15 protein-coding genes are annotated in these 24,425 nt (G+C 42.5%); 5 read left to right on the top strand and 10 right to left on the bottom strand.

Annotated features, from left to right (window positions below; all coding sequences use genetic code 11):
- Window positions 1-71 precede the first annotated feature (71 nt).
- The 6 genes from EZ444_RS06035 to dinB all read right to left on the bottom strand — a co-directional run bounded on the left by EZ444_RS06035 (window position 72) and on the right by dinB (window position 11,475).
- Window positions 72-1,481 (bottom strand): RagB/SusD family nutrient uptake outer membrane protein, encoded by a 1,410-nt coding sequence (locus EZ444_RS06035; protein ID WP_131607813.1) that lies wholly within the window; start codon window positions 1,479-1,481, stop codon window positions 72-74.
- Between the two features lie 20 nt (window positions 1,482-1,501).
- Window positions 1,502-4,930, bottom strand: coding sequence for a SusC/RagA family TonB-linked outer membrane protein (locus tag EZ444_RS06030; protein ID WP_131607812.1), 3,429 nt, complete (start codon window positions 4,928-4,930; stop codon window positions 1,502-1,504).
- Window positions 4,931-5,171: 241 nt separating this feature from the next.
- Window positions 5,172-6,302: a FecR family protein gene (locus EZ444_RS06025; RefSeq protein ID WP_131607811.1), complete on the bottom strand. Its 1,131-nt coding sequence runs from the start codon at window positions 6,300-6,302 to the stop codon at window positions 5,172-5,174.
- A 160-nt stretch (window positions 6,303-6,462) separates the two neighbouring features.
- On the bottom strand, window positions 6,463-7,041 hold the full coding sequence (locus tag EZ444_RS06020) for an RNA polymerase sigma factor (RefSeq protein WP_131607810.1): 579 nt from the start codon (window positions 7,039-7,041) through the stop codon (window positions 6,463-6,465).
- A gap of 302 nt (window positions 7,042-7,343) precedes the next feature.
- Window positions 7,344-10,295: a DNA polymerase III subunit alpha gene (locus tag EZ444_RS06015; protein ID WP_131607809.1), complete on the bottom strand. Its 2,952-nt coding sequence runs from the start codon at window positions 10,293-10,295 to the stop codon at window positions 7,344-7,346.
- 4 nt (window positions 10,296-10,299) lie between these two features.
- Entirely contained in the window at window positions 10,300-11,475 is a 1,176-nt protein-coding gene (gene dinB, locus EZ444_RS06010) for a DNA polymerase IV (protein WP_317130113.1), read from the bottom strand.
- A 231-nt stretch (window positions 11,476-11,706) separates the two neighbouring features.
- On the opposite strand from dinB, the gene EZ444_RS06005 reads away from it, so the two are divergent.
- Window positions 11,707-12,711, top strand: coding sequence for an AlbA family DNA-binding domain-containing protein (locus EZ444_RS06005; protein ID WP_131607808.1), 1,005 nt, complete (start codon window positions 11,707-11,709; stop codon window positions 12,709-12,711).
- Between the two features lie 12 nt (window positions 12,712-12,723).
- Here the strand turns inward: EZ444_RS06005 and EZ444_RS06000 are convergent, their stop codons facing one another.
- Complete coding sequence (locus tag EZ444_RS06000; RefSeq protein ID WP_131607807.1) at window positions 12,724-14,472, bottom strand: hypothetical protein; 1,749 nt, start codon at window positions 14,470-14,472, stop codon at window positions 12,724-12,726.
- Window positions 14,473-14,494: 22 nt separating this feature from the next.
- On the bottom strand, window positions 14,495-16,759 hold the full coding sequence (locus tag EZ444_RS05995; protein ID WP_131607806.1) for an nSTAND3 domain-containing NTPase: 2,265 nt from the start codon (window positions 16,757-16,759) through the stop codon (window positions 14,495-14,497).
- Window positions 16,760-16,994: 235 nt separating this feature from the next.
- On the opposite strand from EZ444_RS05995, the gene EZ444_RS05990 reads away from it, so the two are divergent.
- The 4 genes from EZ444_RS05990 to EZ444_RS05975 all read left to right on the top strand — a co-directional run bounded on the left by EZ444_RS05990 (window position 16,995) and on the right by EZ444_RS05975 (window position 19,771).
- A complete protein-coding gene (locus tag EZ444_RS05990) occupies window positions 16,995-18,188 on the top strand; it encodes a hypothetical protein (protein ID WP_131607805.1) in 1,194 nt (397 codons plus the stop codon).
- Window positions 18,189-18,213: 25 nt separating this feature from the next.
- On the top strand, window positions 18,214-18,798 hold the full coding sequence (locus EZ444_RS05985) for a cyclic nucleotide-binding domain-containing protein (protein ID WP_131607804.1): 585 nt from the start codon (window positions 18,214-18,216) through the stop codon (window positions 18,796-18,798).
- A 104-nt stretch (window positions 18,799-18,902) separates the two neighbouring features.
- A complete protein-coding gene (locus tag EZ444_RS05980) occupies window positions 18,903-19,370 on the top strand; it encodes a MauE/DoxX family redox-associated membrane protein (protein ID WP_131607803.1) in 468 nt (155 codons plus the stop codon).
- Between the two features lie 86 nt (window positions 19,371-19,456).
- The gene (locus EZ444_RS05975; RefSeq protein WP_131607802.1) at window positions 19,457-19,771 is read left to right on the top strand and encodes a hypothetical protein; all 315 of its coding nucleotides are present in this window, start codon (window positions 19,457-19,459) and stop codon (window positions 19,769-19,771) included.
- 70 nt (window positions 19,772-19,841) lie between these two features.
- Here EZ444_RS05975 and EZ444_RS05970 read toward each other — a convergent pair whose 3' ends face one another.
- Both EZ444_RS05970 and EZ444_RS05965 read right to left on the bottom strand, forming a co-directional pair.
- Window positions 19,842-21,254 (bottom strand): RagB/SusD family nutrient uptake outer membrane protein, encoded by a 1,413-nt coding sequence (locus EZ444_RS05970; protein ID WP_131607801.1) that lies wholly within the window; start codon window positions 21,252-21,254, stop codon window positions 19,842-19,844.
- Between the two features lie 7 nt (window positions 21,255-21,261).
- Entirely contained in the window at window positions 21,262-24,423 is a 3,162-nt protein-coding gene (locus tag EZ444_RS05965) for a SusC/RagA family TonB-linked outer membrane protein (protein ID WP_131607800.1), read from the bottom strand.
- Between the last annotated feature and the right edge of the window lie 2 nt (window positions 24,424-24,425).

The raw sequence follows: 24,425 nt of genomic DNA, 5'->3' as shown, positions 1-24,425 counted from the left end.
TTTAAAATTCAGAAATAGGTAACCCGGCCGGAAAGCAAAAAGTCCCCAGCCAGGTAGTGTAATTTTTCAATTTAATATCCAGGGTTTTGAGCCCAACCAGGATTTGAGGTTACTTGAACATAAGGTACAGGATACAGCGCCTGATGTCCGTCTGTCGGCCATATACCTGGTTTCTCAGCTGCCATTGTGCTATTCACAAGTCCATGACGCTTTAAATCAAGCCAGCGATGTGCCCATTCGCAAAAAAACTCAGTACGACGCTCCTTTAAAACAGCCGCCAGCAATTGATCCTTTGTAGCTGCAGTTGTTGGAAGAAGACCAGCGCGCTCACGTACCTTGTCAATATCAGCTTTGCCACCACCAAGATCACCCTGGTTAATTCTGGCTTCTGCCCTGATCAAGTATTGCTCTGAAAGTCTGAATACTACTTCGGCCTCTGTGGCGCCGTTTGGCCGCGAACTATAAGTATTTTTGTACTTAAAAGCGTAATAATAAGGAATACCCGAAACTGTACTAGTACCTATCCAGCGTGATCTCCTAAGATCTGTCGGCTCGAACGCGTCTACAAGTGATTTACGGAGTGGGTAGGTAGGTATACTTGTATTATTAAACGGTACAAACATAGGACCTTCCTGGGTAATCCAACTATAAAAAGCTGTTGACAGACCTTGCCATATCACCTCTTCATTACCAAGTAGGAAAACATTATCAATGTTTTCTAAACGATAGATACCCGCATTGATCACGGCAGTTGCAGCGCTATCGGCTTTAACCCATTGCTGTCGATACAACTGTACCCTACTCAACAGCGCAAGTGCGGTATATTTATTTGGTCTTGCCCTTCCTGCAGATGGGTATTTATCCTTTAACCTTCTTGAAGCATCAGAAAGATCACTAATTATAAGTTTATATACATCCTCAGTGGAACTCCTTGGTAATTTACTGTTAACTGTGTAGTCACTTGTCTGCGCTAGTGGTACAGCACCAAACAAATTAGTAAGATAAAAATAAGACAGTGATCTTACAACTTCACATTCCCCAATCAATTGACTCCTGAGTGTTTCAGTTATCCCCTTACTGGCATTCAGCCCCTCTATTGCAGCATTGGCATGGTATATCATCGTATTTCCATAAAACCCACTCCAGATTGGCGCTGTACCTTCATTTTGATTACCTTCATTTCCTGGAGTCAGCTTATTATTGAATATAGGGGAATATGCATCACTTGAGGAGATCATATCATCAGAGGACATTGAAGGAAAAATAGATAAATATCCCGCTAAAGGACCATAAGTTGAAAATGCCTTACTATAGATTCCGACAACACCATTCACAGAACCGATACTGTCTGTAAATACCTTTTCCGTTACTAGTTGTCCTGGCAGATTTGACGGAGTCTCTATAAGTTTTTCACATGAGGTAGCCGAGAGCCCAATGACTACTACAACCACTATATTTCTAATGTTAAATTTCTTTTTCATTTTACGCTAATTTTAAGTTATTACAAGCTGGCGTTAATACCCAATACAACTGTTTTTTGAGGAGGAATGGCAAACAAGCTCCTCGTCTCAGGATCGCCTAGTTCATAACCAGTAATAGTGAACAGATTTTGTGCATTTACATAGAATGAGCAATTTTTAAGAAATACTTTCTTTGCCCAATTTTGGGGCAGGATGTAAGAAAGGGACGCCGTTTTCAAACGGATATAGGAAGCATCTGAGTACGCACCGTTTGAATTGGCGAATGAGCTCGCCGGCCCTATTGCCATATAGCCATCACTTCCATTAAAACCGCTCACAAACCGTTGGAGAGTGGCTTCATCGCCAGGTTTTTGCCATTGCTTACCCAAAATAGCAGCTGGCATATTCACTAAAGGTCTTCCGGGCAAAAATGTCACGCCACTGGCATAGATATTATACAAATAGTTATTCCCCTTTTGTATACTCCCCTGGAAAAACAGATGAAGGCTCAGGTTTTTATAACTGAATGTATTTCCTATACCACCTTGTAATGTAGGATTAAGATCAAGAAGCACTGTTCTGTCACCTCCAACATTATTAAACCCACTTGAATTACTTGGGAAGCTGGTAATTGTTCCATCGGCTTTTCGGAATTCAAAGAAACCAGTTTGAGAGTTTACCCCTTCGAAAGGCATTAGCTGAAGGATATTTACCGGCTTTCCAACTATGTAGAAATTGGCATAAGCTGAAGAAGCTATGTCATCAAATTTAGCGAGCTTGTTGCTATTATGCGACATATTAATGTTGGTTGTCCAGCGAAAGTCCTTAGAATTAACATTTGTTGAAGCGATTGACAATTCCCAGCCCGAATTATTGACTGTATACGGGGCATTCGCAGTAATATTAGGAAACCCAGTCTGAATAGGCTGGAGATACCCAACCAATTGATTTTTAGAATTGTTCTGATACATTGCGAAATTAACAAGTAACCTATCCTTAAAAAAACCAAGATCTATCTGCTCATTAAATTTCCTGTTTGATGCCCATGCAAATACCGGATTCTGCGGGTTTTTTGGGGTATATCCTGGGAAAGTTTGGTATGGGCTAGATCCAGCTACCGCCCAGTTTGGCTGATACTGATAAGGTCCTACACCATCCGACCCGGACGTGCCAATGTTAGCTGAAAATTTCACAAAACTTAAGAACGATAGTTTGTCCTTCAGCCAATTTTCTTCAGAGACGATCCAGGCGGCACCAGCTGAAGCGAAGTTTGCAAAGCGTTTCCGGGGACCAAAATTACTAGAGCCGTCCCTGTTGGCAGTTATGTTCAAAATATACTTATCAGCCCATCTGTAATTAATCCGGCTAAACAGGTCTATGTATTTATAGTAAGAAGCATTGTTGGAGCTTGACGTGGATTGGGCAGCCCCAATATAATCCAGCATCGCATCAGAAGTGTAGCCAAATGCATTTGTAGAAAGACCTTTTGAATAATTTCTTTTATAGGTTCCTCCAACCAGTACAGTCAATAACCCGTTGCCAATCGCCTTGGTAAAGTTTAGCTGAGGGTTAACATTGATCATATCTGTGTTTCTGGAACTTAGGTTGGTATTTCCTTGTGCGAAAGTCGGATTCTGACTAGCGATGGGGTTAATACTGTTAAAATTTTCGTCTGTTCTTGCGTATCCTGCAGTAATGCCCAGCGTCAAACTAGGTAATATATCGTAGCTAAGGTTAACATGTGAATTAAGAGAATGCGTAGCATTGATAGCACTTTTGAAAAGGTAAGCCAAAGGATTCCCTTGGCCACTATTGCCTAAATTTATGCCGTTATAGATCCAAACAGGTTTTCCAGAAGCGTCTATCAAATCAGGGTAGTTAGGCGCGAGCGTAAATGCAAGCAAACCGTTAGGTTCACCGGAATTATTATTGACATTATAAGCATAATCAGTTCCGAATTGCAGTTTAAACCTTTGGTCAATGGATTTATGAGTGTACGAGGTATGCAAATTATACCTTTTGTCAGCCATATCACCCGGGTAATTATAAGTTGTCCTGTTATAGCCTCCGTTTACCAGGTAACTATCAGAACCCGAACCGCCACCAAGACTGAAATGAAGATCTGTACGATGTGCTGTGCCACCATAAAATTCCTTCATCCAATCGGTATTCTTATTTTGATCAAACAAAACAAGGTCCGGATCGTTGGTTGGATTTGCTGTTATTTTACTGTTTACCAAAGCCTCTCGCCGCATTGCTAAATACTGCTCAGTATTCATCATTGGTACTGTTCCAGAGGCATTTGTAAAGCCTTGGTTCAACGACACTGATAAAGCGTCTCTGCCGGCCTTCGCCTTTTTTGTAGTGATCAATATTACACCATTGCTCCCCTGAGAACCATAAATTGAAGTTGCATCAGCATCCTTAAGAATCGAAACGCTTTCAATATCTAAGGGATTGATGCCGTTCATCGAGCTTAATCCTGTTTGATTTTTCCAAAAATCATTTCCTCCGCCAGTCGCAAAACTACTCCCAATGAGTGCTTTGTTCTGCAACGGCATATGTATTCCATCAACGATTATCAATGGTTGATCATAATTACTTAGAATTGCATTGGCTTGGGGGTTACTCGACAAATTGTTCTGCCCGCGTATTTGAGAAAGTGTCCTTGAGCCAGGTACTCCACCTGTGGTAGTGATACTTAAGCCAGCAACCTGACCTTGAAGCGCGTCCAATAAATTACTAACCGGCTGCCTTTCAATATCTTTTGCCGTTACCGTTGATACAGAACCAACGCTCAAGCGCCTGGTCTGTTGTCCATAAGCAATTACCTGTACCTCATCTAGTTTTGAATCGCTAGGTTTCAGGATTATAGTGCCCATATTTTGCTGGGCCTTTACCTGTTTGGTCTCATAACCGATATAAGAAATTTCTAATATTGTATTCGGATCTACATTCTTCAGGATAAATTCACCCCTTAAGTCAGTACGGGTCATTTTGTCCTTATACTTTACAGTAGCTCCTGGAAGTAATGTTCCTTTTTCATCCGTGACCCTTCCCCAGATGGTAATTTCCTGAAATCGCTCTACGAGCGTCTGTACGAAAGATTTTTCCTTGGGTTTAAGTGTTACTGTTTTGCCATCAATAATATAAGTGATAGGTTGGTTTTCAAAAATTTGCCCCAACACCGTTAGAAACTCTGCGTCCTTTACATTAATTGTAACATTACTTGCAGTTTTCAACAAAGCATCCGTTGCAACAAAATCGTACCCGGTTTGTCTGCCCAGGTCCCTCACAATTTCTCTTAAAGAAGAGTTTACTTTGGTCAAGTTAATTTTCTGCGCCAAGCCAGTGGCACTAACTTGCATCATAGTAGCTATTAATATAACGGTGGTTAGTCGCATAATGAGCCAGATTTTATGGGCACACCCCTCGAGCACACCCAGATAAGTGGTATTTTTTTTATACATTTGGTTAGCTGGTTTGTTAGCAGGGAGCCTTTGGCCTCGAAAACTTCGGGCATCTGCAGTTAAAAGTCAGTTGTTAATAATTGACGAAGCGAGCTAAAACCATGTCCCGACTCTAATCGGGATGTGGTTGTTATTAAGCCAACTTCATAGTTGTTGTGGTTAGATTCTCGGTCGTAATGTTTTTCCCATCTAGTTTTGTTTGGTTAAATAATCTGTTAATTACTCATAGGAATGAATATATTTAGCGAGAAACGTAAACCTTTCTACCTTCAATTTTAAAATGAACATTGCCTGTAGATTCCAATGCGCCTAGTACCTTTGAAATGTTATCATAACGTGATACTGAACCCCAAAAAGTATCGGATGGCATCTCGCCTGTATAAATCACTTCTACATTGTACCAGCGTTCAATCATCGGCATAATATCTTCTATTTGTTGGCTGTCAAAAATGAATTTGTTATTTTTCCATGCTACTGCCCATTCTGTATCGGCTTTCCCAACCCGAATTTCACCAGATGTGTTAATGGCTTCAAATCCTGGCGAAAGTACTTTCGTTTTTCCATCCCCTGTTACTTTTACGCTACCTTCCAGTAGGGTTGTTCTAAAGACCTTTTCGCCTTTGTATGCACGTACATTAAAGTGTGTTCCCAAAACTTCCACCTGCTGATCCCCACTTTCCACAATAAAAGGATGTGCTTTATCCTTTGCAATCTGAAAATAAGCTTCCCCTTCCAATTTTACCCTGCGAACCCCACGTTCCAAGAGGGCGACAGAATAGGTTAAACTGGAAGCCGCGTTCATCCATACTGTGGATTTATCAGGCAAGGTTAAAATATAGGTCTCGCCTTTTGCAGTTGTGAGCGTATTAATTTTATTAGAGGCACTATTATTAGCTTTAACTTCATACACTACCTGTCCTTCAGCAGTCTTGGAAATACTGATTCCTGATTCATTTGCCAATTCTCCTTTGCTGGCATCCGTCAGACTAATTTTTTTACCGTTAGCCAGGGTCAAGGTCGCTCCAACTTTACCTGGAGTAATGTCAGTTTTATTGGCTGTTTGGAAATTTTGATCGGTTAATTTGCTTTGGTTGTAGTAAAAGAGTCCTGCACCAATAGCAATAGTCGCTACTACTGCTGCAATGGCAGTAATACGCGGCCAAAGCTTAAGCTTTTTTACTTTAGGAAATCTTACCGCTTCAATCGCTTCCAACATACTTGTCTGAGCAGAAAAAAGGTCTTCATCGGATAAGCCGGTACTGCCTTCCATATTATACTGGTGCAGCCAACCTTTCAAGATCTGTTCTTCTTCCGCAGAGCATTCCCCTGCATTGAACTTATCTACCAGCTGGTCAATATTTACGGTTTTCATGGTTGGTCTCTATAGGTTGTTGATCCCTTCAGCAAGCTGAATTATACAACATAGACAATCCAGCAAAAGCAATTGGCTAGTCGGATCTTAAATAAATATCCAGCAATGCTCAAAAACCAAGACAACAACTTAAATATCAAGTAGATATATTTAATTATCTTTATTTATTAAGAATATAGAGGACAAAAATCAAAATACCTAGTTTGTCTTTTAGGTGTGCAGAGGCAGCTTTGAGATGGTTGGACACAGTGTTTTCAGAGATTCCCAATTGTGTTGCAATCACTTTGGTACTCAAGTATTGTTTGTATTTGAGCTCGTAGACTTCACGCATTCTTGGTGGCATAGCTGCTATTTCTCTTTCAATCATTGCGGTGATGTCTTTCTCGCGAATCAGGAAGTCAGTTTCTATTGTGTCCACGTCAATGTTTAGGTTGTGCAGCTGGGCATGTTCACGGACGATCTTATTGTGTTTCCATATGTTCAAGACTTTGTTGAGTATGGATTTATAGAGAAAGCCAGACAGGTATGTTTTCAGGATGAAGCTGTCACGCTTTTCCCAAAGGGTGATGAAGACCTCCTGGACGATATCCTGGGCTTCTTGTTTGTCCTGGAGTTTGCGGAAGGCGTAGTTGAGGAGCAGAATGTTATAACGGTCGTAGATTTCTAAAAATGCAGCATTATCACCTTTGCGTAATAGTGCGGCAAGTTCAGTATCGCTGTGTTTTTTATAATCATTCATTTCGCCGTTCCCCTATAAATTTACTAAAAGAAAGGCCAATAATAAAAAAATAATTTGGCAATATCCAAGGTGTAGAATCCGCACGATTGATCCCCATGTGTCAAGCACCTCCTCGTGAACCTAATAATAGTCCCTTGTTATCCGATAAAAGAAAACGGGAATAATCCGAAGACTACTCCCGTTTAAATTAACGCTCTCAACACAAATGTAACTATGTAGCCCATAATTACAAAACAAATAAATCATTTCTTTGCAAATCTCGTATTTGCTGATTATAATCTTTGCTAATACTCCACTATCATTTATGAATCCATCACAGGATTGCCCTGTATTTCCAGTTTGGCAAATTTAACCACCTCGATACTGGGAAAACCAAAATCCTCCACCACCTTACCCAAGATCAAATAACAGCCCGTACCCCTGAACGGGTAGACAGGCGTACTGTTTGGAAAGTGGGTAGTATCAAAGAAATTTCCGTCAGCATCTAAAAACGTCCCGAACCACATTTTCTTATTGTTCTTGGTATGCACCGTCTTCTCGCAGACATACAATCCTACCATACGCACCATCTGCCCCACATATCGGCCAAGTTCTTTGGTACGGATATCTCCGCGGTAAGCCGTCTTCAGTAAATCAAACATCGAGAGCGTTAAGGGAAAACCGAGCAATTCAAGCTCATGATAGGAATCCTCTAACCTGGTATTCACCAGGTCCGGCATTTCATAATGTTTAGCTTTTATATGGAACAACTCCGCATGGTTATTGGGCTTGGCTTTCTGCCCCAACATCGCGTGCACATCCCAAAGCAAAGTCTTTTTACTTTTACCAGTAAACCGCAGTGCACCGCAGCGGATCAAAATCACGACCTGCTCCAGACCTATTTCTGTTCGCCGGAGAAAATCCTCCAAATCCAGGTAATCACCATTCAACCGTCTTTCCTCAGGGATTAGCTCCATGAACTTCCCTTCAAGCCCTTGGATGCCTACAAAACCCAGGTAGGCATCCGTTCCTTTAATAGAAACTACCGAGCTACTATGATTTACGCAAGGCAAATGAACTGTTGCACCAGCCCGCCTAAGCTCATGCACATACAACCAGCGGGTATAAAATCCACCATAATTGTTCAGCACCCCAACCATAAATTCAATGGGATAATAGGTCTTTAAATACAAACTCTGGTAACTCTCCACTGCAAAACTTGCCGAATGCGCCTTAGAAAAACTATAACCTGCAAATGAAGAAACCTGCCTCCAGACCTCATTTGTAACCTGCTCAGGCCTACCCAAAACCTTCGATCCTTCGTGAAACTTCTCCACCAGACGGTCAAACTCCACCCGGGAACGGTATTTCCCGCTCATTCCCCTGCGCAGTATATCCGCATCTGTTCCATCCATCCCACCGTAATGAATACAAACCTTGATCACGTCCTCCTGGTAAACCATCACCCCGAAAGTTTCCTTCAACTGCTGCTCCATGACGGGATGCAGGTAAGTTACCTGATCCGGCGCATGAAAATTCTGGATATAGGTCTTCATCATCCCGGATTGCGCCACCCCCGGCCTGATAATCGAGCTGGCAGCCACTAATGTCAGGTAATTATCGCAAACCAGCTTGGTCAATAATTGCCGCATAGCGGGCGATTCAATATAAAAGCAGCCAATGGTATTCCCTGTTTTCAGGCGTTCATTCAAGTTCGGATCACGCATAAAATCCTTCACCTGGTGAATGTCAATGGTCTTACCCTGGTTCTGCTCCACCAGCTTTACTGCTTCTTTGATGTGCCCGATCCCCCTCTGGGATAGAATATCATATTTGTCATAACCAATATCCTCGGCCTCGTACATATCCCACTGAACTGTTGGCATTCCTTTAGGTGGCAGATCCAGTGCAGTATAATACGTGATCGGCTCTTCGGAGATCAATACGCCTCCGGCGTGGATACTCCGCTGGTTGGGCATTTTACCCATGAGCTCGAAAATGGTCATGATCTTTTTAAAGGTATCGTTGGCTCGGTTTTCTGTCGCTTTACTGAGATCAGTAAAACCATCGATCTCGGATTTAGGTAAGCCCATAACTTTACCGATCTCCCGGATCACCGAACGGTCTTTAAAGGTGGACATCGTGCCCAATAGCGCGGTATGTTCCCTACCGTAACGCTTAAAAATATAATCCTGCACATCCTCGCGTTCATCCCAGCTGTAATCAATATCAAAATCCGGTGGCGAAGTACGTTCCGCATTTAAGAACCTTTCGAAATATAGATCCAGTTCTATCGGATCCACATCGGTGATCCGCAGACAATAGGCTACAATGCTATTGGCACCAGATCCCCTGCCTACATGATAATAGCCTCTGCGCATGGAATACTGGATGATGTCGTTGGTGATCAGAAAGTAAGCGCAGAAATTCAGGTCCACAATCACCTTGAGTTCCTTTTTCAATCTTTTAATTGCCTCCCTGTTTTTAGGCCCATACCTATACAGCATTCCTTCCATCGCCAGCTTTTCCAGTAAAGCTTTATCGTCCTTCGTATTTCCGGTAAAAGTTTTACGGTTCAGTTTCATCTTACCTTCGGGATAATCCATCACGCAGCTATCCATCAGCCTCCGCGTATTATCCAGAATAAAAGCATACTTTACAAACTTGGTTTCCAGCTCCCCTGGTTTTAAGAACAAATCGGTTTCCCTGCATTTATCTTCCGCCTCCACCATCGTAATTAACGTATTCAGGTCAATTCCCCTGAGGTATTCATGCAAACGGTAGCCGACTTTGCTGGACATAAACACTGGCTGGAGCACTACAAGTTTATTGGGATGCTTAGACTCCCTGTTATAAAACTGGTGTAGCTCATCAAACCTTACACCCATATATTCATTGGCCACGAACGAAGTCATATCCGTTTTTTGATCAAAAGGATAGATCACATAAGCATTCTCAAACGCCCAGGGCTTATCCGGCAACTCCTTTTGCTCCAGATTATGGTAACTCAGAAAATCGTTCAACTCCTTCATCCCTTCCCGGTTCCTAGCGATTCCGATATACAGCAGTTTTTTGTCCCTTCGGAATTCCATCCCGCCAATGGGCTTGATATTTTCCTTACGGCATTCCCGCATGAATTCCATCACCCCGGTAGAATTGTTGATGTCAGTGATCACCATTTGAGTGATCCCTCGCGCTTTGGCTTCTTCCACCAATGTTTTTACAGACATGGTGCCATAACGCAGGCTATAATGAGAATGGACATTCAGGTACATGGTGCTACAGTTTAATATCCATCACCGCAGCTCTGGTCACTGCATCCGTCCCAAACCTTCTTCTGATCTTATCCAGGGCCTGCACCAAGCTGTACTGCTCATGAGATTCACTGTACAGATCAATCTGCTCAAAACCCGAAACAAGGTTACTCAGGCGAACTCCAACCAGCCTAAGCAGCATCCTGCGATTATACATTTTTTTAAACAGCTCTTTTGCCGTATCGATCAGCACACTATCCAGGGAGGTATAGCCTATGGCCATTTGCTTAGTCTCTGTTTCAAAATTGGCGTAGCGGATCGTTACTGTTACACAGGCCGTCAGTTTCTTTTTCTCCCTGAGTTGAAAAGCCACGTCCATTACCTGGGCCACCAATAAATTGTTGATCATTTCAATATCAATAGAATCGGCATGAAAGGTACACTGGGTGCCGATGGACTTCTGCTCTGAATATGGGATAACAGGGCTGTTATCTATCCCCTGTGCTTTTTGTAAAAGTGAAAGCCCTGATTTACCCAGCAAAAAATTCATTTGCTCGGGATGGATTTTGGAAAGCGTATAGATCTTTTTGATGCCCATATCGCTGAGCTTAATAAAAGTTTTTTCTCCAAGTCCGGGGATCTTGCGAATGGACAATGGATTTAAAAAAGGTTGTACTTCTTTTTGCAATACATTCAGTTCCCCATCAGGTTTGCATTCATTGGTCGCCATTTTAGAAACGGTCTTATTAACCGAAAGACCAAAGGATATAGGCAATCCCATTTCCCGGATCACAGTCTGCTTCAGCTCGTGGGCGTACTGCAGGGTGCTGTAAAAGCGGTCCATACCGGTCATGTCAATGTAGTGTTCGTCTATGCTGGCCTTTTCAATCAACGGCACGCGTTCCTTAAGAATCTCTGTGATCTCATTGGAGGCCTTGGAATATTCATCCATATTACCTTTTAAAAAAACGGCATGCGGGCAAAGCATCTTGGCCATCCGCGAGGACATGGCCGAATGCACGCCAAATTTTCTGGCTTCGTAGCTGCAGGAAGCGACTACGCCACGATCTGAACTTCCGCCAATAATGACAGGCTTACCGATCAGTGATGAATTTTTCTTGACTTCCACGGACACAAAAAAGGAATCCTGATCCATGTGTATGATCTGCTTTTCTGTTGACATGACTTTGAATTTAGGCAAGACAAAGCTATGCTAATATTTTTGGTAAAAAAGAATAAAAACTAATTATATTAGTTTTTAACTTTAGCCAGCATAACATTTCCAAAAATATTAGCAATTACACTACTGGCTATTAAAATAATTAAACAGTAGTTCAACTTATTATCCAAGCCATTTCCCGCAAAACTTTTTCCTCAATTATTACTATTTTAGCAGTGGACAGAAATTTGCCCTTTATACTAAACGTTACTCATGCTAGACAAGATTACACAATTAATAGAATACAATTCAGAGGGCGTCAATCTTGACTATAAACAGACACAGTACCCTTTGGGAAGTGCACCTAAAAAGGCTGAAATACTTAAAGATATCTCTGCGATGGCCAACCATCCATCAAACGAAGATAAGTTTATCATTATCGGAGTGATTGAGAAAGATGGTGTAGCAGACAGTTTCAAAAACGTGACAGATCTTGAGGATGAAGCAAATTACCAGCAATATTTAAGGGCCAATATTGAACCATCAATTCAGTTTGAATATAAGGCAATAACGTATAACGGAAAAACTCTTGCTTATTTCAGGATATTCGGAAATATGGACAGGCCATATCTGTTTAAAACACAAATTAAAGACACTTTAAATCAAAAGGCAGTGGATTACCGGATTGGTGACGGCTATATAAAAACCGGCAGCAGTACTAAAAAGATTGATCGTAAAGATCTGGATCTAATATATAAGCAAAAGTACGAAAGTAAGGACCGCAAACTGGAAGTATCGGTAATTCCCTCTATAGGAACCTTTACCAAAGGAGAATTAAGAGGACTGAATTATATCGATGTTAAGGTGGTCAATTCCTCCAATGAAGCGATACATTTTGAAATCGAACTTAAAATTGATGCAGCAACAGCCAGCATGGGTTTATCAGAAGATGTCCGACAACAACTGTATACTGAAGAATCCAAAAGACTGAAGAAAAAGGATCCCTATGGAATGGCACTTCGGGCGCCAAATATATACATCCCCAACCGGGACTTCACCCTCTCAGCAGACAACCAGAGTTTTACAGCAAAAAGATTAAACAAAGGGCTTTCCTCATCCTCGGTTACAATTGCCCAGCAGGATGAAGAAGCGGAAATATTCAACCATGATCTGATCATTATCCCATACAACGGAAATAAAATAAAAGGAGTAGTTACCCTAAGGAGCAATGATTTCTCCACTGGACCGCTAATCATAGATTTTGAGCTCGATGTCTGAGATTTCTTTTTGCTAAATCAACTTATGCTTAAATTTCCGGCTCTTCAATAGATACATATCCAGTGGCTCAACAGTAAGGTTAGCATCCAGCAACTCAGCTATTTTGAATTCTTTTTTAAACTTGTTTTTCAATGCCGTAATTTCCGCAATAGCCTTCGCCGGAAGTTTCGGAAAGAGTTTATCAAAATTCTGAAGGAAATGATAACAATCAGTGATCACTTTGAGGTCTTCGGATAACATGATTCCGAAGTCTTCCAGTACTGAATTTATCTCTTTCAAGTTATCCATAATTTCTACCGGCGTCAGGCTAAAAAAGTCGTCTTTTGTCGTTTTTAGTTTAAAATATTGTACAATAAACCGTTCTTGAAAGACTGTAACAGATTCTGCTATATCCTGTTCAAGGTTCGTTAAAAACTTAGTCAGGTCTATGTGGGAAACCAGTTTCCCATATACAAAATCATCCAGTTCAGTTTCTAAGGGGCTTAGTTTCTTCTTCTTTTTAAGGTCCCGGATCAGTTTAACGAAATCTGCAAGGTCACCGATATCATGAAACCTTGTCGCTCCTTCGAGGATTATTTTAGATATTTTCGCCAGTGGGGTATCCAGTTCCAGGGCCACATCAAACAGATATTGCAGATCCAGCAGCAAATGGTAACTTTTATCTTTGGGGTTTTCAACCATTCCGGTATGCGAAAAATGGTTCCGCTCCGTTGGCAGTGCATATTCAAAATAATCAAAGCTGAAATCACTTCTTGAGTAGTGCGGCCTCATCAGTTTAACCTTATCAGGAAGCGCACCTTTTGTTTTCTTCAGGTCTGTTATCTGCATCATTTCTGTAAATATCCCTTCTACCTGCGGCAGGGCAAGGGCATAAAACCCGTACCATTTTTTTGCCAGAAACAACGCCCGCAGCTCTAGAAATATATCCATCCTCCCCTTGATGATCGGTAATGATTTAAGTGAATCAAGAAGATGTTCAAAAAAAGGCCTGGGCTTTACTTTGCGCTGTATCTCCTTGTTAAAAGCTTTATCATAAGTATAACGCCCGTTGAAAGCAGCATTTGACCACTGAATTTTTGTCCACAGCAGGTTGATCATTCTGTAATCCAGCCGGTTCATGTTGATAGCATAGCGGATTGACTTAACCTGGAACATCATTTCCATGTAAGGGTAATCTGCATGATACTCCAGCTGCAACTCAAGCTCCTTGGTCGATTCAGAACGGAACGGTTCATAGGAGCTGCCCGATTTTACAATCGCGCGCTTTCCCATACCACTGGTCAGGTAGTCAACAATTTCATCCCGTTTCCCCAATGTCCGCTGATAGAATACCAGTTGCGCCTTCTCTTCCTGGCTGCGTGGTTTGATTGCTTCAGCGTTGAATTCCTTTATGAAATCCAGCCCTTCATAAAACTTAAGCAGATCGTTAACCTGCTTAAGATCCGACTTTACATTTCTTTCGAGTTTATTTTTTTCAATCGCAGGAAGCTTTGTGACGTCCAGATAGACCTGAAGAAATGACTTTACCGGATTACGGGCCCCTTTCAAAGAAGGTTCGGTATTCAAAACCTTCGCAGCATGTTTCGCAATTGACTGAGGTGTATTTTTTAAATTCCTGAAATTGATCTGTCGAAGCCCAAGGTAAGCCAGTTCCTCCAGTGTATTTGTAAAATAATCATCTTCAGGGATATTGTGCAGAATCAGACTGACGAATTCCTTTATCGTTATCTTTCCTGATGAGTAGTCGTTAAAATCTATCATAATTGCGATGGCAGTTTACCTGTTAGTCTATCCGAAAGCTGTCAGCTGAGAACATATTATCAATCTCCCCTTCTGACTGAAGATTCTCATAACGTTCTTCGTTTCGGTGATGCTTCAATTCATCATAATCACGGTCATCACGTTTAGTTTCTTCTCCCTGTAAAAAGCGCATCTTTGAATTAAATTCTTCCTCATAAGGAACAGGAACATCCCAAAATTCGGCTACTTCTTTTACTAAATAAAAATACGATTCAAGTTCCCTGGAAATATTCATTTTACTAAATTCAGTCTTGTAATCATCATAGGCCACAAACTCAAATCTAAGCTGCTCCAGTTCCTCCGGGGCAAATGCCGTTTGAAAAGTCTGAACCATATCCTTCACATCAGTAAATGCGCGAATGCTGGGTGTGTTGTGGCTTTCTTCAACAATAGCAACTTTAATATTATTCCAGATTACATTGTATTGTTCGGCATCGAATATCTTATTTTCAGAAATATGTGCAAGAAAAATAATCAGTTCTCTGAAGTCTGTGACATGCTCATGCAGTTTAGAACTTACCGCAAGAATAAGACTCTTAACCCTTTCTTGTTTTGTAGCAAGATACACCGAGGCCAAATGCAGTAGCCGCTGATCAAAACTTGACCAGAATGTGATGTTACCCTCTCTTTTTACAAATAATGCCAGCCGCTCCAGTGCATCAATAAAATTAGCCGGATTGAATAAAATAGCTTTACGGATGTATCCGGCCTCCATAAAATGATTTCCCCATAACCGTATCAATTGCTGAAAAGACTGTGCGCCCATTAAAAGGTCATCCAGAAATTCGTGCGTTTCATGAATATGACCGTTCAAAAAATCAACGATTGAGGGGTTGTGAAATCTGATGATAAGCTCATCAGGCAACCTGTGATCCCTGATTGTTTTAATAAACCCTCCATCAAGTTCTTTAATGGCGTTTCTGAAATCACGGACATTGAACTTACTTGAAGATAAAAATAATTCCTGTAATTCATTCAATAGTATATTTTCCCTTGCAGTAAGCAATAGCGCCAACAAATATCTTGAAGGCGTCAGAATTTGATTATTGAAAGCATAATGCCAGATTTCATAAGGATGATCAAGATTTTTTATAAATGCCGCTGGATAATTTTGAGCACTGAGATCAGATAGATTAACCGAGTTAACCATTGATTCAATGATCCTGGGATTAAAATTAGCATGCTCAATAATCGTTTTATAGGTTTTCCCTTTGATCAATTCAAGCTTGAATGACTCGGGTATATCAGAGAAATACAAATGATTATATAAAATTTTCGCTTTGATCACCTTTGTATAATGACCTAGTTCAACTATACAGGTGGCAATGTTCAGTGATTTGTCCGCAAGTCTTTGATATTGCATACGGGCCTGCTGCAATAAATGCTCCCTGGTCGTTAAAATAAAGCGTTTATTCTTTAACTGCGAAATCTCATTGATAAAAGTAAGGATCGATTTGTCTTCATTTTTTCCAAGTTTATCTGCTATACTTGTCTTTCCGAGAAAGTCATCGTAATAAAACACTTGGCTGACATCAGGTTTGAATAAAGTCCAGGCCTCTTCGATATTTTCTGATATTTCAACGAATTCAAATCCTGCCTGCAAATGCTGATAAACAAGGATTTCGGCGAGTGTACTTTTGCCGATCCCCGCAATCCCGGACAGGATCAGATAGTGGTTCTTGTCCAGAATTTCCGAAGCTTTATAATAGTTCTCGTTGGTTACATAATATTTGATCTTTTCGTTAATTGCCCTGATCCTAGCGTTTGACCTGTTATGGATTGCACTATGAAGGATTGTTTCAAGGATATTGATACTGGAAAGCCACAGCTTAAAATGCCTTCTCTCAATATCTGGGTACTTGTTCAATAGATTATTGACACCGTTGCTGTCAATAATCCTTTCAGTGGTAGAAAATTCCGCAGGTGCCAACTTAAAGATTTTTTCTTTATCCAGCGGATTTAAAGGCAAAGAAGTCACTAGGTAATACTGTGACGGTTTGAGTTGCGCAATATTGCCGACTTCATCATCTTTCATCACCTTGTAGAGACTGGAAAATTTGGAATTCACATAGTGCTTGCATTGAACTATAATGGATTTCTTATGGTCGGTATAACCTTTAATATCCACCCCTCCGTCCCGGCCGGGCTTGAATGTCTGCAAAGAAATATTAAGTTCAGCCTGAAGCAGATCTCTTACCAGTAACTCAAAATCGTAAGAGGATAAACTTCTGAAATCGTAACCGGACATATTTGGTGGTTTGGTTTAAAAGGCTAATATAATCAGAATTGATCTATTAAACACCTTCCCACCATACCAGTGCCACTTAAATTGTTGTTTAATCGTACCAATATAAAAAACTCAAAATGGCGAATAAATATTCGCCCGTGTTAAGAAATTGTTAAACACTTTAGTGGGATTTAAAATGAAGAAGATATGACGGATTAAACTAACCCAATATAAATAAACTGAAATCTATCCCACTATGAACTCAACATTATTAAATCTCCATGCATTCATCTCACAACTGACTCCCCGGACACTAACGCTCAAAGAACTTCAAAAAACAGACTTTGACAAATGGAAATCCTTCCTTGAGCAGGAATCCGGCCAGTTAAAATCCGAAATGATCTTTAACCTCCTAGGCGCTGCATCATTGCAGGAAAAACAGGCATGGCTTGCCGCCCTACAGGATCAGCTAGTGCTGTTCAGCAACCAGTTCAACCAATACCTTTTCAGGGATCGGCGAAAATGGGAATCTCATCCTGACTCAGTATTAATCCGCATAAATTACCTGAATTCACTTTCCTGCATGGAAAACCTGCTGGACTTTATTAATTCTGAATTTGCACGGTATCAGAACAGCCAGTCAAGGGTATCTGATTTCCGACTGCACAAGGTAATTCCTGAACTGAGACAGCAAGTCAGGGAGTTAAAAACCGACCTTTCGGTCTCAGCCGTCTCACAAACTCTTGCCAGAATGGTCATTACAGGTCTCTCAAATCTCCTGAAAAAGGATCTTTCGTCTTATGGCATCAGTTACATCTCTGGCTTTTGCTCACAATGCCACAAAATAACCAGTATGAACGACGACCAGTTATGTACTCTGATGATCAGTATGGATTTCAATCAGCCGGATTTCTACCTGGCTAAGATCGAACAGACTGATCGGCACTTGTACGAGATCAACGGTCTGCATGAACAGGTAGAGTTCATTCTTAACCAAAAAGAAAAGCTGCTGCGCAAACAGATCATTTCCAAATATCGGCTCCACCCCAATCTGCCATCCATATGGGATGACCTCCGCCAGTATTACAACGAGAAAGAACAGGCACTCGAAGCAATGCTTGCTCTGCGCCGGGCGGCACTGAAAGATCAGCGCTCTTCAGAAGAATCTTTCAGGGTGCTGTCACTGCTGACCGTACCCCAGCTTGCACTGTTTTTTCGCATACAACTCGAAAAAGGCATCCTAATCAAGGAGCATATTCATGATGTCTTTAATTTTGTAGCCATGCATTTTTATACAGAAAAAACATTGTTTATCTCTTCAGGGAGCCTCCAGCGTAAATCCACAGATGTAGATTTCCCCACTGCACTCAAACTCTGGGATACACTTTCAGGTATGATGGAATGGCTCGATGAGCATTTCAGCGTACGGAATTATCAACGTTCTCTTTAGTTAGTCCTTCCATATTTACTATCCCATGGACATTAACCAACTACTGGATGCTTTAGGCTCCATGTTTCCGCTTTCAACCGGATTTTCAATTACCTTACCGCCACTGATGCATCCGCAAAGCGGCAGCCACAAACAGGAACTATTGATCCCCCCCAACCGTGCAACCCTCGCCTGGTCCATACTTGAGGGAATAGTCATCGCTGTGGAACCAGATCAGAATGGCATCGAACAGGTCATCCGCATATATCTGCCCGGCAGTATATTTACGGACTTCAGAAGTTTTCTCAATGACAAACGCTCCACCATACGACTAATGGTGATCGGGAATACCAACCTGATGTTTATCAGCCGCGAGGATTTCAAAAACCATATGGAACCTTTTCCTGAGACCCACAAACTCGTGGAGCACATCTTATTCTTGGAACAGGAGCTCGAAGCGGTCAGGACACGACTGATGGCACTTACTGAACGGGAAAGAATCAAGGAATTTGCCCGGATTTACCCGATGAACAAAATTCCAAATGTATCAGCGGCTTCTTTTCTGCAGATGTCGGAGGCGAATTACTGCAGGGAAAAAGCACGCTACAACAGTACAAATCGAGATTATTAGAAATCCAGCGAAAAATGTAAAGAAAATTTTCATAAATAATATTGTTAGTCAACAATTTTTCAGGAAAAATTTTCAGTCAAATTTGAATCAACAAACTTATTCTCATGAAAGATTATATTTTGAAAGAATTCCCTGAAGGAAAAGCAGCTGGTCAGAAAACATCGATCTCGGAGTTTATTGTTTTTCTATGCATCCTGCTGTTTTCCTATGCGGCCTTTAGCAAGCTGATGGACTTCGCAAATTTTCGCCTGCAGCTCGGAAGTTCACCATACATCTCAAACTTTGCTGCTGTGCTGGTTTGGCTGATCCCTGGAACAGAAATTCTTTCTGCAGGTATGATGGTATTCAGCCGCAGCAGAAAAGCTGGGCTCTACATCTTCACTACTTTAATGGCTGCGTTTACCATCTACATTGCTTTCATGTTATCGTTCAGTGAACATACACCTTGCATCTGCGGCGGGATTATCTCCAGTCTCGGTTGGTTTTACCACATGATCTTTAATTTGGGATTCTTACTGCTGGGCATCGAGGCTATAAGAAACTACCGCATAAACAATCATCATCTCAATTGATTTTAAAATATTCATTTGCGCGAATCGGATCAGGAAATTGCTGAACACCTGTAAAAAAGTAGGCACTAACTCTAAAAATAATAAATATGAAAACCCAATTGTTTGGCATAGCTGCCATTGTTCTGGCTTTTGCTGGAAGCGCATTTACTTCTGCTAAACCTGCAGAAAACAATGCAAAACGTGTAGATCCCTATTACTGGTACTACAATAATCCAACGACAGATACTTATGAGCTGTTAAGTTCAACCCCCTCTGAAAATCCCCCAGGAGGTGTTTCATGCCCTGCTGTGATTACACTACCTGAAAACTGCCTTAAAGGATTTTTCGTTGATCCAGGAGCGACCAATGCAGCGACCAATCCAGGTGACGAGAACATCCCTCGTCAGATTACGACCCCATAAGGGCTAAATCTCTGGAGTAATGAGGGCAGGCATTTATCATACCTGCCCTTTTTTATTATTTTTTTAGATCCTATTGCCCTGCTCTTGGATTCTGCGGCATGTCCGGATTGAATCCGGTGACTTGCAGCGGGATTGGATAGGTATAATTCATATCATTTGGCTTCAGCTCATAGGTCGTGCCACTGATGGTACGCCGGATGCTGATATTACGCCCTTCCAGGTTTAATCTTCGGATATCTGTCCACCTCAATCCCCTGAAGACCAACTCCTTTCTTCTCTCTTTTAAAACGAAGTTTAAAGTTTCCTCAGCGTCCAGGGAGGAAAATACCGGGTAAACCTTGCCTTTTTTCCACCGTTTGACCAGTAACCTGTTGATGTCATCTTTTGCGATCTGAACCCGGTTTGTTCTTGCGGCGGCCTCTGCGCGGATCAGCAGTACCTCATCGGTCGTAATCCCTGCGAAAAGATTATCCATTCCAAGATAGCTGCCTTTAAAGCGGTTACCGGAGGGAAACCCTGGTGCAAAAAAGATCACTTTGCGCAGGTCATCGTCTGCATAACTGGCGTAAAGATCGGGGTCAGCTTTCGCTTGAAAGATATTAACAGGAATCTGCAGATCAGGCCCAATCATAATGCTTGAAAAAATGACTTCCTGCGCCTTTACATCGCTGCCTGCAAAAGAGTAAAAAGCATCCGGATTTAAATTGTTATAATCTGACAGGCTGCTTTTCAGTTGCAGGCAGGAATCAGCATACAGGTATGCCTTTTCATACTGCATCATCGCGAGACAGGTTCTGGACAACAAGCCAAAAGCCGCCTGCTTTGAGGGACGCTCTTTGATTATATTATCTATGGTCAGGAGCCCTTTTGCGGTCTGCAGATCAGCCAATATACGAGTATAGGTTTCAAGGAGTGTTGCCCGGCTGAGCTTCTCCCCTACATCTGCAGTGGAACGGAGCGGAATGCCCCACATGGCTGAAGCTGTACTTTCATTGTATGGCGGAGCAAATACCTGTGCCAGCTGATAAAAGGCATGCGCCCGGTAGAACAGGGCGCTTCCTTTTACTTTTCTGAAAGCTTCGGTATCTTGTTCTCCGGCTGTCAGGGTTTTCAGTCCGTCCAGTACCACATTGGTATAAAAAATAGACAAATAGGGCCTGTTCCAGTCCGGCACTGGGTTACTGGTGTTCACATCCTTTGCCCAGAGGTAATAGTTGCGGTAAAGCGGGTTACTGATGGCGTTAAAGGTTGCATCAAGCAGGAAATAGTTATCTGCACCAGTTTCGCCAAGATGAGGAACAAGCCCTTGTCCGCCAGGGATTCCGTTGATTTCCCTGTCATTGTCAAGAATGGCCTGGAAGTCCTTCAGCGTTTTAGGTACTACCAGTTTAATATCCGGTTTTTCATCCAGAAAATCTGATTTTTTGCAGGCAGCAGTGGCCATCACCAATGCGGCTAAAACGATAAGTATCTTATTCATCATTGTTGATTTAAAAGGTTAGGTTGGTACCTATGGCAAACTTCATGCGCTCGGCAGGTACATTATTATAATATGGGTCTATCTCGATGTGATTGGCTTTCCACAGCATTCCAAAGTTAGAAGCATACACAAACAGGCTAACCGATTTAAAGGGAAGTTTTCGGGTCATATTTTTATTCAAAGCATAGGAAAGGTTCAGGTCTTCCAGCCGGATCACGTCTGATTTTTGAACAAGCACATCGGAATTCCTGTAAAACATATCCCGGTTATCATTATTAACAGCCACATAGGACGGAACATGGGTCCTGTTTTCATCACCCGGCTGCTGCCAGCGCAGGGCATAATCTCCATGCCCGCCCTTTCCATAATTGACTCCCAAATAGGTCACTGAAGTTGTCCTGAAATAACCACCGAACTTATAGCTGATGTTGAACGAAAGTGTAAAATTGCGGTAACTCAGCGTGTTTCTCAGCGCCCCGAAAACCACCGGTTGTACCGGGCCATTATGGATCAGGCTGTCCAGCGGTGAGGTGTTGTAGATCTTGTTATAGTCCTTGCTCTGCTTGCCCTCAAAAAAGCCGAGCGGATCGCCGTTGAGCGGATCAAGCCCACCCCAGCGGTAGCTAAAAACGTTGTAAAGCGGTTTGCCAACAATGGGGCTGATTCCACCGCCCAGGTAAGGTACCGGGGATTTGCTGACAGGCATCAGGTAAGTGGTCACTCTTTGTTTTGCACTGCTGAATATCAGGTTGCTGTTCCATTTCAGCGCTCCGTTCAGGTTCCTGCTGTTCAGCTGAATATCCCATCCGTTTCCTTTCATATCGGCCACATTTCCGTAAAAATTACTGAAGCCATAAGTCGGATCGGTTGGCGCCTGAGCGAGCAGATCGGTTCCGTTCTTTACGTAATATTCTACAGACCCGGAGATTACTTCGTTTTTCAGCGCGAAATCAATCCCGGTGTTAAAGGACTTTACCCTTTCCCATCTGAGGTTTTCATTCGGAGGGGACATCAGTGTCGCCGATACCAGGTTCGTGGTGGCAGAACCGCCATACCTTGCTATGGTATATGCACTGGCCAGCCTTGAAACGTTTCCGTTTATCCCATAGGTTACCCTGAGTTTCAGCAGGCTGAAAGGTAGGTTCTCCAGGAACACTTCGTTATGCAACAGCCATGCTGCACCCGCAGACCATAAAGGAGTTCCTTTCTGGTTTGCTTTTACACCGAAAAGGTTTGCTTCGTCTTTTCGGATGCTACCGGATAATGTATATTTATTGTTGTAGGTATAGGCGACATTACCGAACCAGGAGAGGAAATTATCGGTCAGTTTACCGATATCCTGACGGGGCTCAATATTTACTGTTCCCTCGGTGGAATACAGCTTGTACTTTGTAGTGTAATTAACAGTAGCAGCAACGGTTCCTAGGTCGGGCTGATAACCGTAGAAGCGGCTACTCCGCCTGTCGGTGACCTGATTCCTGATTTCGTAACCCCCGATGGCGTTTACGCTATGTCTGCTGCTCCAGTTCTTTGCAAAACTTAGCTGCGCCCTTCCCTGGTGGGAAATGAGTTCGGAGTTCACTGCGTCAAACATTCCCCCTTCCGGTATGGGGAAGTCAAATTGTTTTCCGGCTTTGGGCTGGGCAAAACGGTTAGACAGGTCACGGACATAATAGGATTCTGCCCTGAACAGATCAGATTGATCGGTCAGCTGGTTCATGTACTGGTATTTCAGATCAAAGGAGAAACCAAAGGGCAGTTTCAGGCTGGCCCCGGTATTGACCACAAGGTTACCGGTTATAACTTTATGCTCCTCCCTGCCGATCTCATCGAGCGGCCGGTAAGTCCAGTCCTTCAAAAGGCCGTGTCCTGCGGTGTCAATATAAGGTTTTCGGTAGTCAAAGTACAACGGAAGCGAATTTCCGTTATCATCGGCCAGTCTTGCATATGGATAATAGCCTCTGCCGGAACTGTAACCCGAATTACTGCCTTTGCTGTCCCTATCCCTGCTATAGGTGATTGCTGCCGAAAGCTGGAGGATTGAATTTACTTTAAAGGTACTGGCTGATCTCAGCGTCACGCGCTTATTGTCCTGACCACTGAGGTTTCCGGTATTTTGGTCATATCCGCCGGAAAAATAATAACTTATCTTTTCTTGGGATCCGCTGATGTTGATGCTATGCTGCTGGTTGACAGTTGTCTGGTAAAGATATTTACTTACATCATCACGCACATCATATTGCTTCAATTCCTCGATCTGCTGATCCATATCAGCGGGTTTTGCCACCAGTAATTCTACGACCGGGGTGAGGGGCTGATTGTAATAGAGACCTTTTAGGGCGCCAGCGAATTTTCCTAGTCCATATAGTTTTCTTTCCAAGTCAATGGCGTCTGATGCACTCATCTGGCTCACATTAAAGAGGTCTGGTCTGCCCTGGAAGCTGACGTTGCTGCTGATGTTGATTTCAGGCATGCCTGTTCTCCCTCTTTTGGTGGTGATGACAATTACGCCGTTTCCTGCCCTTGCGCCCCAGATTGATGCTGCCGCAGCATCTTTAAGAATGGTGACATTCTCAATATCGTTGGGATTGATGTTGCCGATATCTCCTTCATAAGGAAAGTCATCCAATACGATCAGCGGCTTTGCATCAGCACTAATAGTACTTCGTCCCCTGATCAGAAAGGCATCTGTCGACTGTGCATCTCCCCTGTTGAACAGCAGTCCGGGTGTGACGTTTTCCAGCCTGTCCAGGATGTTCGTGGAGACCGTCCGGTTTAGCACTTCTTTACTGACGAACCCGAAGGATCCGGTCGCCCTTTCCAGCGGAATTTTCTGGTACCCGGTATTGACGACCTCTAACTCTTTGAGTTCATTGATCATTGGTGACATTTTGATTTGGATCAGCCCGGCTGATTTTCCGTAAACGGTTTGGGTCTGATAGCCAACAGCAGTGATTACAATTGAGTCTGCAGCTGTTCGAGAGATGCTGAAACTGCCGTCATCGGCCGTAGAAGTAATAATCTTTGTTCCTTTCCATTGAACCGTTGCATGGGAAACCGGGTTACTGTTTTCCATGCTGGTTACTTTACCCCGTACATGGTCCTGTTGGGCGGTTGCCTTGCAGAAACTGAATACCAGAAGGCATATGAAGAATATTAAATGTTTTTTCATCT

This window comes from Pedobacter hiemivivus, assembly GCF_004331685.1.
GTDB lineage: Bacteria > Bacteroidota > Bacteroidia > Sphingobacteriales > Sphingobacteriaceae > Pedobacter > Pedobacter hiemivivus.
Note: the sequence above shows the minus strand (reverse complement) of the source record. Positions and strands in the feature narration are given on the sequence as shown.